At 58.2% G+C, this 15,957-nt stretch carries 9 protein-coding genes; 5 read left to right on the forward strand and 4 right to left on the reverse strand.

Annotated elements, in window-relative coordinates; genetic code table 11:
* Positions 1 to 46: 46 nt before the first annotated feature.
* On the reverse strand, positions 47 to 4,963 hold the full coding sequence (locus ACZ48V_RS01300; protein WP_464540873.1) for a T9SS type A sorting domain-containing protein: 4,917 nt from the start codon (positions 4,961 to 4,963) through the stop codon (positions 47 to 49).
* 330 nt (positions 4,964 to 5,293) lie between these two features.
* On the opposite strand from ACZ48V_RS01300, the gene ACZ48V_RS01305 reads away from it, so the two are divergent.
* Entirely contained in the window at positions 5,294 to 5,887 is a 594-nt protein-coding gene (locus ACZ48V_RS01305) for a potassium channel family protein (RefSeq protein WP_464540875.1), read from the forward strand.
* Complete coding sequence (locus ACZ48V_RS01310; protein ID WP_464543155.1) at positions 5,770 to 6,996, forward strand: NAD-binding protein; 1,227 nt, start codon at positions 5,770 to 5,772, stop codon at positions 6,994 to 6,996. The genes ACZ48V_RS01305 and ACZ48V_RS01310 overlap by 118 nt, the downstream gene beginning before the upstream one ends.
* 44 nt (positions 6,997 to 7,040) lie before the next feature.
* Here ACZ48V_RS01310 and ACZ48V_RS01315 read toward each other — a convergent pair whose 3' ends face one another.
* Positions 7,041 to 7,472 carry an OsmC family protein gene (locus ACZ48V_RS01315; RefSeq protein WP_464540877.1) on the reverse strand — a complete coding sequence of 144 codons (432 nt, stop codon included), beginning with the start codon at positions 7,470 to 7,472 and terminating at the stop codon, positions 7,041 to 7,043.
* Positions 7,473 to 7,831: 359 nt separating this feature from the next.
* Here ACZ48V_RS01315 and ACZ48V_RS01320 point away from each other — a divergent pair, with 359 nt between their 5' ends.
* From ACZ48V_RS01320 to ACZ48V_RS01330, 3 genes are all read left to right on the forward strand, one after another.
* On the forward strand, positions 7,832 to 8,320 hold the full coding sequence (locus ACZ48V_RS01320) for a hypothetical protein (RefSeq protein ID WP_464540878.1): 489 nt from the start codon (positions 7,832 to 7,834) through the stop codon (positions 8,318 to 8,320).
* 291 nt (positions 8,321 to 8,611) lie between these two features.
* Positions 8,612 to 10,438, forward strand: coding sequence for a dihydrolipoyl dehydrogenase family protein (locus ACZ48V_RS01325; protein WP_464540880.1), 1,827 nt, complete (start codon positions 8,612 to 8,614; stop codon positions 10,436 to 10,438).
* A 385-nt stretch (positions 10,439 to 10,823) separates the two neighbouring features.
* Positions 10,824 to 12,545 carry an acyl-CoA dehydrogenase family protein gene (locus tag ACZ48V_RS01330; protein ID WP_464540881.1) on the forward strand — a complete coding sequence of 574 codons (1,722 nt, stop codon included), beginning with the start codon at positions 10,824 to 10,826 and terminating at the stop codon, positions 12,543 to 12,545.
* 119 nt (positions 12,546 to 12,664) lie between these two features.
* On the opposite strand, the gene ACZ48V_RS01335 is transcribed toward ACZ48V_RS01330, so the two are convergent.
* Entirely contained in the window at positions 12,665 to 14,935 is a 2,271-nt protein-coding gene (locus tag ACZ48V_RS01335) for a hypothetical protein (RefSeq protein WP_464540883.1), read from the reverse strand.
* A 147-nt stretch (positions 14,936 to 15,082) separates the two neighbouring features.
* The gene (locus ACZ48V_RS01340) at positions 15,083 to 15,667 is read right to left on the reverse strand and encodes a hypothetical protein (RefSeq protein ID WP_464540884.1); all 585 of its coding nucleotides are present in this window, start codon (positions 15,665 to 15,667) and stop codon (positions 15,083 to 15,085) included.
* Positions 15,668 to 15,957: the final 290 nt, after the last annotated feature.

Consider the following 15,957-nt stretch of genomic DNA (forward strand, 5'->3'; position numbering starts at 1 on the left):
GAGCGTTCGTATCCAAAAGGCAGCAAAGAGGTTGGGGGGTGCCAGGTCATCGCACGATGGTCACCCGGCGAACATCTGAATCCCCATTGCCGGTGATGCGCACGAAGTAGACCCCGCTGGCCAGCGTCCGTCCGTCGGCTTTGCCATCCCACACGACCTGGTGCGTGCCGGCTGTCTTCGTGCCGCGCTCAATCGTGGTGACGCGCTGCCCCAGCACGTTGTAGACGGAGACCTCTATATCCATCGACTCGGGGACCGCGTACTCCAGGGTGGTCTGCCCCTGAAACGGATTCGGGTAGTTCTGGCGCAGTGCGAGCTGCTCAGGTACCACCTCGCTGACGGCGTCGAGAGCACCGATTTCAGCACGCAGGGTCACGGTACCGGTATCGCCGATATCGACGGTTGCCGGTCCGGTGTTTAGCGCGTACTCGCGTCCGGTGTCGGCATGAGTGAGGCGCACACCGGGCAGGTCGGCGCTGGTCTCCCAGCCGTGTCGTGCCGTTAGGTCAATAGAAGCGGTGGCGCCAGGGGTACCGCGCAGCGTAAGGGTAAGCTGATGCTGGTCGGTGTCGGCGGGCACAACGCGGGATGCATAGCGCGCATCGCCCTCCTCAACACGAAGCGCGCCCTGTTCGAAGTGGGCGGGCGGAGCGAGGTGCGACCGGGTGCCTGTCGCGTTTGCATCGAACGTGAGGGTAAACCCGGAGAACGGTTCGCCCGCTACGGTGCCTGTGAGGGCGATGGATCGGGCTTCCGCCTCGTCGGAGCCCTGCTCGGTAGCAGCAGCCCGCACGGCAGTTCCAGATGCAGCCTCGTCGACCGGCAGCGTAAGCGTGCCGAGATCGTCCTCGTTGAGCACGTAGTAGGCTTCGCCGTCGACGGATGCACTAGCAAACGTGCTGGCCTCTTGCCAGGCCCCATTCCACTGCCAGAGCGGCACATCGATATTGTTTGCGGTTTGCACCGCATCCCAGTCGAGATCAGCGAGGAGAGGATTCGAGATAATATTCCATCCGTCCTGCAGTTCAATCGAGGGGTCGCCTGCAACGGCAGACTCAAGCGTGACCACGTCTCCAGTGAAGCTCCAGCCGTTCTGCGCGAGCATCCAGAAGCCGCGTCCGGGGCGGAAGGTGAAGGCCGCGCTCCCGTCGTACGCGTCGAGGAAGGCATCTGCGCTGTCGGTGGTGCCCGTTTCGCGGAAGGCGCGCCAGTCGGGGCCCTGCTCGCCGGTTACCGTATCCGCAAGGTCAGCGCTCACCTGCCCGGGTAGCCCGACCAGTCGGTAGCTGGCGCTACTGGTCGGGTCGTCAAAGGTGCGGTTTACGTCAATGGATACGCTGGTGACCTCCGTGGCACCGGGGCTCACGTACACGACCATCCCATCATGATCGGACGAGCGCAGCGTGGTGTTCGGATCCGACAGGAAGGTGTTGGACGAAGGCGCATCGCTGTTGGCCCGAACGTACTGGCGCCCAGTAACGCCCGCAGTGAGCGTTTCGCTGGTCAGAATATGGTCGAGTACCTGCGCCGCCCCCTCAAAGATAAACGAGTAGCGCTCTTCCGGCGGGAGCTCGGTAACCTGGTTGACCAGCGGCGGAGACACCGCTACGTTGCCTTCAAGCTCTTGGTCGCCGGGCGTCACCGTGCCGCTGATTTCGCCGACGACGTCAACGATGCCATCGGTAAACTCGAACGCGTTGAAGTCGCCGACAACCGAGAGTGCAATGCCCGGGTTCGCATCCTGCAGGTCTTGCACCATCTGTGCTATCGACTCGCTTTGCGCCAGGCGCTTATCGCGCACGAACTGATCGCCACTATCGAGCCCGATCCGTGATCGGTTGTGCAGCACGAGCACACTTACGGGAAAGAGGCCCTCGTCGGTCGTAATGTCGCCGTTGACGAGAAAGGGCAGGCGATCGTGCACGCGGCTGTTGTTGCCAAACGTCTCACCGGCGCCGAGTCCTTCCGTCGTTACGTTCTGCACGCTGGTCTGCACCAGTGCCCCGGTTGTGAACGCCGTGGGCTGTGTGGAGGGCGTATATGCGTCGTAGGAAACAGCGCATGTACTTTCAACTTCGTCGGCGAGCTCTTCAAGTGTTTCCTGGCCGCCCACTTCCTGAACGCCGAGAATGGTAGGCGCCTGCATCAAGTCGCATATGTAAGCCGCGTGCTTGGCCAGCCGGTCGTTGTATCCGCCTGGTGTTGAGCCGCCTCCGCTGGGCCCGAATACATCGAAGAGGTTCAGCGTGCCGATGCTGAACTCGTTATCCTCAAGCGGACGAACACCGGAAACGGTGTCTTCAATGTCAAAGTCTTCGATAACGAGATCCGAAGGCCAGAGCACATGCTCGCCGAAAGCGAAGGTGAGCGGGCCTTCGGCTTCGAGGATCGTTGTGCCACGCGGCACTTCAATGTCGAAGTTGCTTGGGAAGTCACCCGGTCGCGTGGCAATCTCAAAGAGCTGCTGACTTCCGCCCCACACTGGCAGTCCGGGCTGGCCCGGAAACGGAAGCCCGGGCTGGCGGAAGTTGCGCTCCACATCAACCTCACCGCCCGCATCCACATAAAAGTTACCAAAGCGGTCCGATCCGCTTGTCGAGATCGCGTTCTTTACGCGCACCAGCATGCTCTGGTAGCGGTACAGGTCGGGCACGATGCGCGGGGAGGGGTCGGGGGTGGTTGCGTTGAACGTAACGGGCTCTGGAATGGGCGCGCTGCCGACTACATTAATGTTGGGATTGTCGGTAAGCTGCGTTGAGCCGTTGAAGTCAACCGCGGTGGCCGTAATGTCGACCAGGTCGCCGGGCGACACGCTGGGACTTCCGCTGGTGAACACGAAGAGTCCGCGCGAGGCCTGTTCGGCGCACTCTTCTTCGCGCTCGGTCATCTGCATGAAGAAGCCGTTGTCGGCGAGTACGGTTACCACGTTATTTCGGGTGGTTACCTCTTCGCCATCGACCGGCGTGGTAAAGCTGGTCCCCTGAATCTCGCAGATGAGCGCATCAGCCAGGTCGATCGGCTCGCTATCCCCCAGCACATCGTTCACGCGCACCGCCTCAAGCTGCAAGTTGTCTTGAAAACGACCAACAATACCCTGGAATGTAATGGCGTCTTGCGGCACCGGCTCGCCGTCGAGTGCTGTATCGCGATCTTGCTGCAGACGCAGCGAGCCTGTATCGGTAGCGTCTTCGATGTCGTAGGTGGTGCTGGACTGGAAGACGATATCGTTCGTATTGATCGTGACGCCTTCTACGCGCACAAGCTGCGACTCCAGCAGTCCGTCGTTGTCGGCAAGGTTCGCGTTAAGCTCTTCGAGCGTAATTTCCTGCGGATCAGGAAGCGGGTTGCCGGACGACAGGATGAGCAGATCGTCTACAGGCGTATCGAGTTGGCGCGCGTCGTTGAACGAATTGAGCGTGCTCGTAACACGTATGCTATCGCCGGGCGATACCGTGCCGCTAAAGTTGGCACCGCCGTCGAAGATCGTAAGCCCTCCGCTGTCGTCCTGGAAGCGCACGTAGCGTCCACGTGCGCGGGTCACGATGCCTTCCACGGTCACCTGCGTGCCGTCGGACTCAGCACGGGCATCGGCGACGGGCATGACGTTGGCATCGCCCGGGTCGTCGAGGTTTTCATCGGTAATGAAGTCGCTTGCCAGCATCGGGATGAGCTGAATATCGCCGTTGAACTGGCCGATGACGCCTTCAAAGTCGAACGGTTCAGAGGGAATCAGCAGGTTGATCACGTCGGTTTCGCCCGGACGCTGTACCCGCAGGGTTAGCGATCCGGTGCCATCCCGGGCGGTGTAGTTGCTTGCTTCCTGAAAGCGTCCTGTTTCATCAATCGTCACGCCATCGACCCGCACCAGGACGCTCTCATAGTTGACCCCGTCGCTATCCAGCGTAGAGAGCGTTACGTTCTGCGGACTTGGCACCTCGGTTGTCCCTTCAACCGAGTAGCTTTCCAGGTCGGCGTCGTTGATCTGAAGCAGTTCGTTGAATGCCGATAGGGTGCCTTCAACACGCAGGATGGTACCTGGAGCGATGGTGCCATCCGCAATGTCGTTCTGAAACGCATCCGCCAAGGCGCCGTCGTTCTGGCGCACCGTCATGCCACTCGCCCCAGTGGAGCCGGTGCCGTCTTGCAGGCGAACGAAGTCGCCAAAGGCACGCGTTACCACGCCCTGAATCGTAACCGTAGCTCCCTCGCCCTGCTCACGGGCTTCGTTGATCGTGTCTACGTCACCCGGCGGCTGGTACCCCTCATCATCCCCATTTTCGCCATCTCCATTATCATTGTCTCCGCCGCCGTCGTCACCATTGTCGCCATTGTCCCCGTCATCGGGGGCATCCCCGAGCGGAAAGCCTTCGATGGTGATATTGTCGAAGCGGTTGTTGCCGGGGCCTGACGAGGCACCATCAACCGTGATGCGTATGACAAGGTCGGGATTGTCATTGGCCGCCTCGATATCAGATAAATCGGCGGCAAGAATCTCAAAAGAGGATCCGGTGTTGTTCCGCTCGGTGAACGTCGTCAGTTCGCTAAATGAGGTGCCTCCGTCTATGCTGTATGAGATCGTCTGTGTATCAAATCCGGTACCCGTGCCGCGGGTCGCGTAGACCATTTCGATTGCTTCAAAGCCCTCAGTCGAAACGGCGAGGTCGAAATGCTCCCCGTTTTCGCTCTGTCCTGTCGGCACGAAACTCGATCCAGCCGAGTCGCCCCCTTGCGCGTTATTTGTGGTACCCCCGAAGCTGTTTAGGCTTTCTGTGTCGAACGAGTACGTAATCTCGCCACTTCCCTGCGTAGCCGCTATCGGAGCGGGCCAGGGATTGCCGTTCTCCACCGGGTCATTGAAGTTCCAGTAGTGGAGCAGGTCCTGGGCGGCGGCTGGCGGAGCCAGCGTAGCAACCACGAAAAACAATGCGGCGGTCCAGACCGCCGGGGCGTATCGAAGCGTCATAATGAAACAGGTACAGTAAAACGGAGCAACGGTGGGTGCTGCACGGTGCGCGATAAGCTACGGTGTGCAGCATACATATTTATAGTGATTGCAACTTACTTTGTTAAGACCCCGTGCGCGTAATCTCAACGAATCTGGAAGCGCTAACAGTATGATAATGGCGAAAGACAGCCCATTCCTTTCTCCTGCAATCGAGGTGTCGGGATATTTTGGTTGCACGCACTGTTTTCACTTCGCCACAGGTGAACCATTGGTAACGCTCCCATTAAGAGCATTCGCCCATTGGTCTTCGTTGGCACCATCGTAACCTATCGCCCCGTTCCATACCTCATGAAGTTCTACAGCACCCAGCTCGCGTATCTATTTGATGACAAGGAGGCCCGGCGCAATCTTATTGCGCTCTCCAAGTACATTGCCTTTTTGATCGTCTCAATGATTCTGCTGTCGGTAGGCTTCCAGTTGATCATGTGGCATGTGGAGGGCCAGGATCATAGCTGGATCTCTGCATTCTACTGGACCCTGGTCACCATGAGTACGCTCGGGTTTGGGGATATTACGTTTTACACTGACATCGGGCGCCTCTACAGCATGTTTGTGGTGGGGTCGGGCATCGTGCTGCTACTCATTGTGCTCCCGTTTGCATTTATCCGGTACTTCTATGCGCCGTGGCTGGAAGCCCAGATCCACGCGCGGGCGCCGCGCTTCGTGTCCAGCGATATGCAAAACCACGTCGTTATCTGCAACAATGACCCGATCACCCCGGACTTATCGACCGTCTGGAGACCGATGGTATCCCATATGTGCTTATTGAGACCGATGCCGATCAGGCATCCGACTACTACCTGGATGGCATATCGGTCATTCTTGGCGACTTTGACAGCAAGGAGACCTTCGAGAATGCGCGTGCTTCCGAGGCCCGCATGATCCTTGCCAATCGAAGCGATGTCGAAAATACGAATATCGCCCTTACCGCCCGTGAGGTTGCCCCCAATACTCCGATCACCGCGATCGCCCACTCGCGCGATGCCGTAGACATCCTTGAACTGGTCGGATGCACCCATGTCTTGTCGCTCAAGCAGATGCTGGGCGAACAGCTCGCCAATCGCATTAATGCACGGCACTGCGAGGTGCATCCCATCGGTAGATATAAGGAACTGGTCCTGGCCGAACTTCCCGTTCAGAATACCCCGCTGGAAGGACGCACGATCCGCGAAACCACCCTGCGTGCCGACACAGGAGTAAGCATTATCGGCGTATGGGAACGAGGCGCGCTTGAACCTGCACGGCCAAACCATAAACTTACCGCCTCGAGCGTGCCCGTCGTTATCGGAATGCAGGATCAGATCGACGCACTCGACCAGCGCCTCAACTCGTACGATATCAGCGACCACCCGGTGCTAGTTATCGGAGGCGGCACCGTGGGCGAATCAACAGCCCGGGCGCTTCTTGATCGGGGCATTGATGTAAATATCGTAGAGCGTGATCCCGCCCGGTGTAAGGCACTGCGCCGCCTGGATGTCAACGTATTTGAGGGCGATGCCTCCGACTACAGCCTGCTCGACGAAGCCGGCATCCAGAATGCCCCGTCGGTGCTTCTCACTACCCACGACGATGCCGTCAACATCTACCTGGCCTCGTACTGCCGCCGCCTGAACGAGCGCCTTCGCATCGTAAGTCGAATCGTGCACCGGCGTAACATGGAAGCCATTCATCGCGCAGGGGCCGACTTTGTACTCGGATACGCAATGCTCGGCATCGAATCTGTCTGGGCCGTGCTCATGGATAAAGAGCTGGTCGTGATGGGCGAAGGGCTCGACCTCTTTACCCGAGAGGTTCCCCCCTCCTTGCATCACAAAACGCTGGCTCAGAGCGACATCGGTGCCCAAACAGGGCTCACGGTTGTTGCCGTGCTCTGCCCGAATAAAGATGTTATTACGCAAGTAAACGCCGGTACAACGCTCGAACCCGAACGCGAACTGCTCATGGTGGGCACCGACGAGCAGTACCACGACTTCGTGGAACGGTACGGATGACCCTACCCGGATGACCCTGCCCGGACCTACTACTGCACCCTGGTCTACTCTTCTTGCACGGTTCCCTCATATGTCTCGCCGTTCAGGGTAAACGAGTACGTTATCGTCGCCGTCTTGTCAACCATCTTAGAAACAGAACAGTACGTTTCGAGACTCAAGTCGATAGCACGGCGCACCTTGTCCGCCTGTGCATCGCCGGTCAGGGTGTAGTGGATCTGCACGTCTGTGAACACGCGCGGCGGATCCTCGGCGCGCTCCGCATCCACCTGAACCGCAAAATCGTCAACCTGCTGCTTCTGCTTCTCCAGAATCATGAGGATGTCGATGCTGCTGCACCCACCAATGGCCATCGCCGTCATCTCCATCGGGCTCACCCCCTCTTGCTCGCCCTTAGATGCGATTGTAAGCCGGTTGCCTGTTGCATTTGTACCTTCAAACTGGATAGCGTCGTTGATTCGTTGAAGCGATACGGTCATACGTTCAATATGTCGTTATGAAACAGGGTGGATAACAGGAATGCAGGTCTGTTAACACGAAAGCACCTCGCGCCGTTGCATGGTCTCCAGGCTCTGAGTGAACGCATGTCTCACCGAAGCCCGTATTTCGCTCGCATATGCTCGCATCATGTTCTGACGCGCGCCTCGGAAGGAGCGCGTCATCGCACGTTATGTATGCCCCTTTCATGAATAAGAGATGAGACCAAAAGCATATGGGACATATCCGCACACAATGTAACGGAATACAAAGCATCGAGCGGAGAATCCGGAACACCCTATAGGTGATGTGGTGTTCGTGCGAACGAGGAGTTCTTCTCACAAACGGAGCGTACGCACGGATGCCCCACATGTCTGTGTACGCGCTCGCCTATATGGTTGACCTCTGGATGCTCGCTTCTGACTGGTTTATGGGACTTGGCGACTCGTACGGCGTCGATCCCATAATCTTCGGAAGCATTTACGTGGCTACGATTCCATTTTTCTGGGGATCGGTCGCCTGGATCGTTCGCAACGCGCGCAAGGGTACGTCGGTGACTTTGCCGGCGCTATCGGCCAGCTTCTTTATGGTGATGGCGTACGCCTACCTGTTCTGGGCAGGCGAGAATCTGCCAATCTGGCTTTACCTGCTTGTGGGCGCGTGTATTGTATATGGCGGTATTGCTACCGTACGAAAAGTGCGCGCCACGACGCGCGCCTCCAAACGGGTCAACGCGATCTCCTCATCTCTTCCTGACGCTCCCCCCTCCCAACAAGAGACCCGGAACGAGTCCGCCTCTCCCCCTCGTCACAAAACACCCGCGTACCGGCCTGCACGAGTCACTTCGTAGCCTCCGTTAGAACCCGTAGCTGGCTCCTGGCAGCACAGAACGGCGCGTTTCCGCTTCATCTCTTTTGACCTGCTCCGGCCTCGGGTCGAACTGTACCCATCAGCATCTTGCTACCCTGCCCGGTCGCCCCTGCGTATTTGCCCTGATGTGCGTGCAGCCACGCGCTTGTACGCGCTTGTAACAGTCTGCAGCGGATCGGCACCTATCGCATGGAGGTAGCCGTGTAAGCTGCGTCCGACCAAATAAGGCTCCGCATGCTTTACGCATTCAGCAATTAAACGGGTACGTGTAATGATGGACTTCTGGAGCACATTCGTGGATTGGTTCATGGGACTGGGGAGCGCCTACGGCGTGGACCCTGTCATTTTTGGAAGCATTTACCTGGGGGCTATCCCTTTCTTCTGGATGTCGATAGCCTGGCTGATTCGCAACCTACGACGAGGCGCTTCCACAGTGCCTCCAACGCTTGCAGCCTCTTTCTTTATGCTCTCTGCCTACATCTACCTCTTCTGGGCCGGCGAGAACCTGCCGCTCTGGGTCTACTTCTTTGCCGTGGCGCTGGTGGCATACGGCGCCGTCGCCACCGTAAACAAGGTTCGCGCACAGGCCGAGGCTCCGCCTGCCGCTGGCGTCGACATTGATCCCGATGACGACTTCGATGTCGTGGTTATCGGCGGCGGCGCGGGCGGCCTCACCGCTGCCGGGGTGGCCACTAACATCGGTGCCAAAACGCTGATGATCGAAAAAGCCAAGCTCGGCGGCGACTGCACCTGGTACGGCTGCATCCCCAGCAAAGCGCTCCTGAAAAGTGCCGAGGTCGCCCACACTGTTGCACAAGCGGATGCATATGGCGTTGACGTATCGGACAGCGCCGTTAACTTTTCGCGTGTCATGGGGCGTTTAAGAACGCTACGGCAAGAGGTGTACGAGGACGCAGACGCGCCCGAGATCTTTGAGGAGATGGGCATCGAAGTCGCCCACGGCACTGCGCGCTTTGTAGATGACCATACCGTAGCGATCGACGATGGCGCGAGCACGCGGCATGTGCGAGGCGACCGAATCGTGATCGCTACGGGTGGACGTGCCCTCGTGCCGCCTATCGACGGGCTGGACGATGTTCCGTATCTGACCAATCACTCGCTCTTCGACCTCAACGAGCAGCCCGACCATCTGGCCATCGTTGGAGCAGGACCCATCGGCATCGAAATGGCGCAGGCCTTTGCCCGACTGGGCTCCGACGTTACCGTCATCGAGATGGGCGACCGCATCCTACGTAACGACCATCCTGAGCTTACCGAAATGCTCAGAAAGCGGCTGGCGGAAGAGGGCGTTCGCTTCCTGCTCAATGCACGGGCCGATCACGTATCGCAGACCGACGACGGACGCATTCGCATCCAGGCCGAACAGAACGATACCAGCCACACAGTAGTAGCCGATGAGTTGCTTGTCGCCGCAGGCCGCCAGCCCAACGTTGAACACATCGGCCTCGACGCTGCAGGCATCACCTACACGAAAAAGGGCATTCCGGTCAATGACTCCGGGCAGACCAACCGATCGCACGTTCTGGCTGTGGGCGACGTTACCGGGCGCTACCAGTTCACCCACATGAGCGAGCACATGGCCAAGACGGCGATGACGAAGGCGCTCCTTAAGGTGCCTGCAAGCTTTGATACGGACCACGTGCCATGGGTCACGTACACCGATCCGGAGCTGGCTCACGTAGGCGCTACCGAGGCCGAGCTCGAATCCAGCGGCACCTCGTTCAAAACATATCGCTTCCCCTATTCAAAAGTCGACCGGGCTATCACCGATGGCGATACACTGGGCGAAATCAAGGTCTACGCCAAAGAATGGAACGGCAAGATTCTGGGAACCAGCGTGCTTGGCGCGCGGGCAGGTGAGCTCATCAGTGAGTTTGCGCTGGCAATGCGCAACGGCGTAACGCTGCGCGCCCTCTCCGACACTATACATCCGTACCCTTCGTATGGATTGGCGGCTCGCCGCGTAGCAGACCAATGGTACGCTCAAAAACAATCTGCCCGTGTTACACGCTGGGTTAAGCGCATTTTTGGATACGGCGGCCCCGAAATCGAGCCAGAGCCTGATCGCATTGTGTAGCTCTACTAAGTAGGTCGCCGAAAATACATTTACACCTTGTCATCGCGAGGAGGGAGCTTACGACCGACGCGGCGATCTCATGCGTTCCTTGCAAAGGTTTTACCCTGCTTATAAAGCACAAGATTGCACTCCAAGAGCACTTCCTCGCTGCGCTCACAGCGCCGCGTCGCTAACGCTCCTCGCAATGACATACTCGAAAGGTTCTTTCTTGGGTCTACTTAGCTCTACTAAGTAGCTCCACATAAAAGCCCAAGACAGCGGGATAGAGCAGCACCACGCGACATGCAGGCAGCGCGGTCCACGTTCCCGGGCACAGCGCATCGGCACAGCGCATATCCATGCGAGGGATGCATACGCTACTGCTCATTATGCTCTCGACCTCTGTATGGACGCCTCTACCATCACGGCCCCCAACCTCCAAAACCAGTTTGAAGCCGATCGGGTCTTGCGCGGCATGCTCGCCCATCGCTTACCACCTTCACGCTACCAGGACGCACGCGACGCGCTCCACAACGAAGGCAGCCGCCAACAACAGCGTTACGTAGCACAATCCCACCATGAACAGCCCTACCATGAGAAGTCACCGCCCAGGCCTTCTCCTGAAGACGCGTGGGGCCAACCTCAGCGTGTAGCTCCGGCTCCCCCCCACTGGGGGCCGAGCCGCCGTGCATTTACGCAGCATGGCATCATCCACCGCTCGCAGGCGCGTCCCGATGCTGCCCATAGCCGACTCGTGCAGATGGCCTTGGTGCATCTGCTGGCTCCTGAGGCGCCTGGTCTGGCTCCGCTTATTGCGACGACTGATGTAGCTGTGCACACCCTTATGCGAACGGGCTCAGCCGCCCACTTGGAGCGGCTTGTTCCCCGGCTCACCAGCCGCGACCCCGATACATCTGCCCTGTGCGGTATTTGGGGTCGCAGCCATTCGCTCTCCGCTCCCAACACTCCAATTCGAGCGACGCATAGCGAAGGAAGATGGCGCCTGCACGGCCGCACGTATGCCCGTGCATCCACCTACCCGGATGCAGTGCTGGTTTTGGCCCAAGACGAATCGGGGACCCGCCACTTATTCTTGCTGGATCAGCCCGCTGCAACCAGCGGTGTGCATATTCACGCGCCGGTGTATTCAGCCATACATCCTGCCGCCCCCTCCGCAACACTACGTCTTGACAGCGTCCCTGCAGAACACCTACAGTCAGGGGTGGAGCGCGCAGGGCCGGCTCCGTTTCTTCAGCATATCTGGGATGCGGTGCTTTCCGTCAGCCACATGCGCCGCGTACTCGCGTTGGCCCGTGGCGCCGCTAAAACATGGCGCGTCCAGGATAAGGAGCTGGCCTATAGCGCACTCATTCAAGAGACCCTCGCCGACATGCAGGCACGCTACGAATCTGCCTTTAACCTGACCTACCGCAGTGTTCGCTTGCTCGATGATACGGAGAAAGGCGATGAATCCAGCGCGCCCTCACTTCAACTGATGGCCCTTCTCGCAAAGCACCATGCTATGATGCAGGGCGCTGAGATCGCACGTGCAGCCCTCCAGGTGTGGGGACAGAGCGCCGGGCGCGCCTCTAACGGATTGCATGCTGTACTCGCCCCAGTGCACGACCGCGCCGTTGCGTACGGCACCACGCACGATCTGGCGCTCAACTTTCTTCATACACTGGAGCATAAACAGCAATTTGGGGTGCTGCGGCGCGACTTGAAAGAAACACTCATCGGGTGCTCGGTGGAAACGCTCATCGGTCCGATGAAGGGCGCGGTAATGGCATTTAAAGATGCCAATGATTGGCTCAAAAACGCCCGAGACGACGGCGGCGAAACGTTGGAGGCGGGAGCGCATCGATTTGCCACAACTGTAGGCCGTGTCCTCTCGATTGCTTTCATGATTGAGCATGCTGACTGGTCGCTTCGAGAAAACCAGGATGGTCGGCCCGCTGCTGCCGTGAAGCGCTTTTTGAATATGCACATCAATCATATCAGCAATCTCGACCCACACGACGCCTACGTGCTCACCTGGGATTTCAACTGCCCAACGCTCTTTGAATGTCATTCGGGGACCGAACCCGGGGCCTCACAAGAGGCCCTCAGCGCTGTTTTTGAAAGTTAAAGCCTGAGTCACAGGTGACCGGTCCGTCGCGCTCGTGTATGGACGTACTTACAAACAAACGCCCCGCCTTCATGAAGAAAGCGGGGCGTATGCGTTCAACCGATAGAACGTACGCGAAGCTACAACGGGATACGATATCCGATCATGAAGCGGCTCACGCTGAAGGTGTTGAGCGTGCTGTACTCCGCAAATGCTGCTCCGCGTCCGAGCGGGTACTCTGCGCCAAAAAAGAGGTTGGTAGCAAAACTGAGGCGTAGTGCCCGTGCACTCACCAGACCAACCCCGCCACCAACATATGGGGAGAGGGGCAAGCCGGTTTGCTCCTGTACAACCCCTTCGGCCAGCGTATATGCTACGTTTCCAAGAATACCAACTGATGTGGTACTCGGACTTGTCCCGATAGCCACTTCAGGCAGGAAGCGGAAGTTAGACGATGGCGAACGACGGTAGTCGCCACGCAGCCCAATCTGATACTGCGTAGGTCCTTGCCCCGCCCGAAAGCCGGTCACCGGCACGATGTTGGTGAGCGGGCGCCCGAAGAACGAACTGTAGAACGGGCGTCCTGGAATGGTCGGTTCGAGGTCAGTGCGCTCGGGGGGGCGGCGAACATCTTCGCCCCGTTCGCGGCGGAGCTCGCGACGCAGCTCATCGATTTCTGACTGAAGCGCATCAACGCGCGCGTCGTCGGTGCGCGTGTCACGCATGTCGCGAGTGCGATCGTCGCGAGCACGGTCTTCGTCGAGGAGCCGGCGCAGCGTGCGCTGCACGGTCTGCTCAACGTCTTCGTCGGTAAGCGGGCGGTCGCGGTCTTCGGCGCGGTTGCCGAGTGCCTCACGTACAGCATCGCGGATGGCCTCCTCATCCATGCGTCCAGCAATATCGGGACGGCGCTCCTCCTCGCGGTCCATACGACGTATTTCAGGCTCGCCCTCTCCGAAGCGGATGTAAAGCGATCCCACTTCAGGCACCGGTACCGTTATGGTCTGTCCGGAAATATTCGATCGGCGTTCTTCTGCCGGAGCGGGTTCTGCGAGAACGGGTTCTCCTTCCTGTAGCGCTCGCGCACGTTCCTCGAGCTGATTTATGCGTGCTTCCAGATCTTGCTGCTCTGGAGATACGGACGCCTGTGCAGCCTCGATCGAGTCGAGACGCGCCTCCAGACGCTGCTGCTCGGTTAAGCGCTCCTGGGCTTGCCGAGCCGGCCGTGCCCGGTCGCGCCCCCCGATTCCAAACGATACGCCCAGCGAATACATCAGGCTGCCATAGATTTCGGTATCGGCTGTCCCTGTAGGGTTTTGCGACTCCATAAAGACCGACCGGGCCGATCCTGTCAGGGAGAACGTATCTCCCAGCGGAATTTCGACGCCCAGCCCCGTCGTTGCAAAGAACCGATCGGCAGGGGCTGAAAGGTTTTCCGGCAGATCGTCGCTGTAGTTGGAGAGGACCTCAAAATATCCGCCTCCAATAACAATAAAGGGCGAGATAGGAGGTGTTGCTCCTCCACGTTGGGGGAGCAGACGCGCGCGAACTTCACCTCCGTACATCTGGGCCCGTTCAAAGTCACCAGTCACATCGTCAAAAAGGTCATCCCCAACCGCTCCTCGTGCATAGAAACCATGCAGGCTGAGTGTAGACCCTACTTCAAATCCTGCATTTACGCCACGCATGTTCTGATCTTTGGGCATGCCCAAAGCCTCGTTCCACTCCATGCGTGAAACAAACGGATCTACCGACCACCGGAGTCCACTAAGTCCGCGATCGAACTGCTGCCGAAACGACTCATCGATAGCGGTTTCTTCGTCAAGGGGACGTCCGCCCAGAAAAAGAGCCACGCTGGCATTCAATGAGGGGTTGACGACACGCGACTCTCCGGTGAAGACGTTGTCTCCTGGCAGGAACGCTGTGCCTGGATTGTTGCGATAGCCAAGGAGCTCGCCACCAAACGAAACACGATAGCGGCCTGCGAAAGCATATGTAATGCCAGCTTCGGCGCTGGAATAGATCGTCCGTGATGCATCAGCGCCATCGGGAGTTACCTGAAAGACCCCTGTGCCGAAACTGAGGAAGGGAATAACGCCGTCGGTGCGAAGGTTGGTACGGACGCGCGCGCCATATCGTAGCACCTCCACGTCTCGGTTTGGCGGAACCAGCGCATCAAACTGACTGAAGTCGGTCCGGAAGTTAGGTCCGTAGAGTGCTTCTCCGCTGAGTTCGAGGTAGCGGCCCAGGTTGATACCGGCCTCTCCCCCAAAGAGCAGATCGCGCTGCAAACCCGAGTTGTTTTCTCCTTGAAACCACTCGACTTTAGGAGATAGGGTGTACCCAATATTACGATCTGATGTTGGGGCCTGAACAGGCGCTTGCTGAGCGGCCAACGGTATGCTTAGCATGCTGTACAGCCCAAATATGGCAAGCAGCACCAATGCGTGAAGGGGGAGGCGGTGCGTCGGGGCACCTTGAGTGTGAGACGGCAAACAGTAGGTCATAGCGATGCGAGAATGATGGAAAAGAGTCGGCATAAAAATCAGGGATGACCGTTACTCATCATACCCGAACGCAGCCGGGTTTTCGGACACCCGTCGCAAACGCATCTTAAGGATTCCGCGCTCTACTGGTGACAGCCCCTCGTAAAACTCGGGATACAGCTGAGCAAGATTGACGTTGGTACGCTCCAACTCAGCCTCAAGACGCACGGCACCACTGCTCACATCGAAGCTGAACGTGGCTGGAAGCAACAGCTCTTGCAGATCGCTTTCGCTTGCTCCGCTGAAGTCAAGCCGTACCTGATTTCCTCCGCTCACACTGTATACCCCCGCAACGCGCGAGCGCCCATCTTCGAACTGGTACACAATGTCGACACTCGCATTCCGCCCAAAGAACTCCATGCGTGGTGTATTGTCGGAGACGACAAGCACATCCTCGAGGAAGTCCAGGTCTCGAACAGCTGTACCTGGAATCTCAAAGATGAACTCTTCGAAGACGTATGTCCCTTCAAAATCGCCTGGGTCTGGACCTGGGTCGGTGCTTGAGTCGCATCCAAGAAGCCCCATGCTAATAACGATGAGTATTAAGCCCGGCAGCACGAGGAGCCGGTGCATGAAGATCGGCATATTGGTATACATGATGAGAAAGAGTACTTATGTAAAGAGCGCGGATAAAAGCAATGGTACGTATGCCGGGTTCCCTTTTTGAATCTGGTACGCTATTTCTCCTCGACCAGCAAATCAGTTCGTCCACCTGCTTTAGTTTACAAACGTTAACGCGCGTAAGCGTCAACACGCAGGGAGCGGGTTTTATGGATGGGGAAGCAGAAGTTATCATGCTGCGAAGCATGACGCCCGCCGGTTTTTTTTGAGAAGAAACACTCCAGTGAAGATACGCACCTTCAACTTTGCAGTATCTAAAAACTCTT

The sequence above is a fragment of the Longimonas haloalkaliphila genome (genome assembly GCF_055379825.1).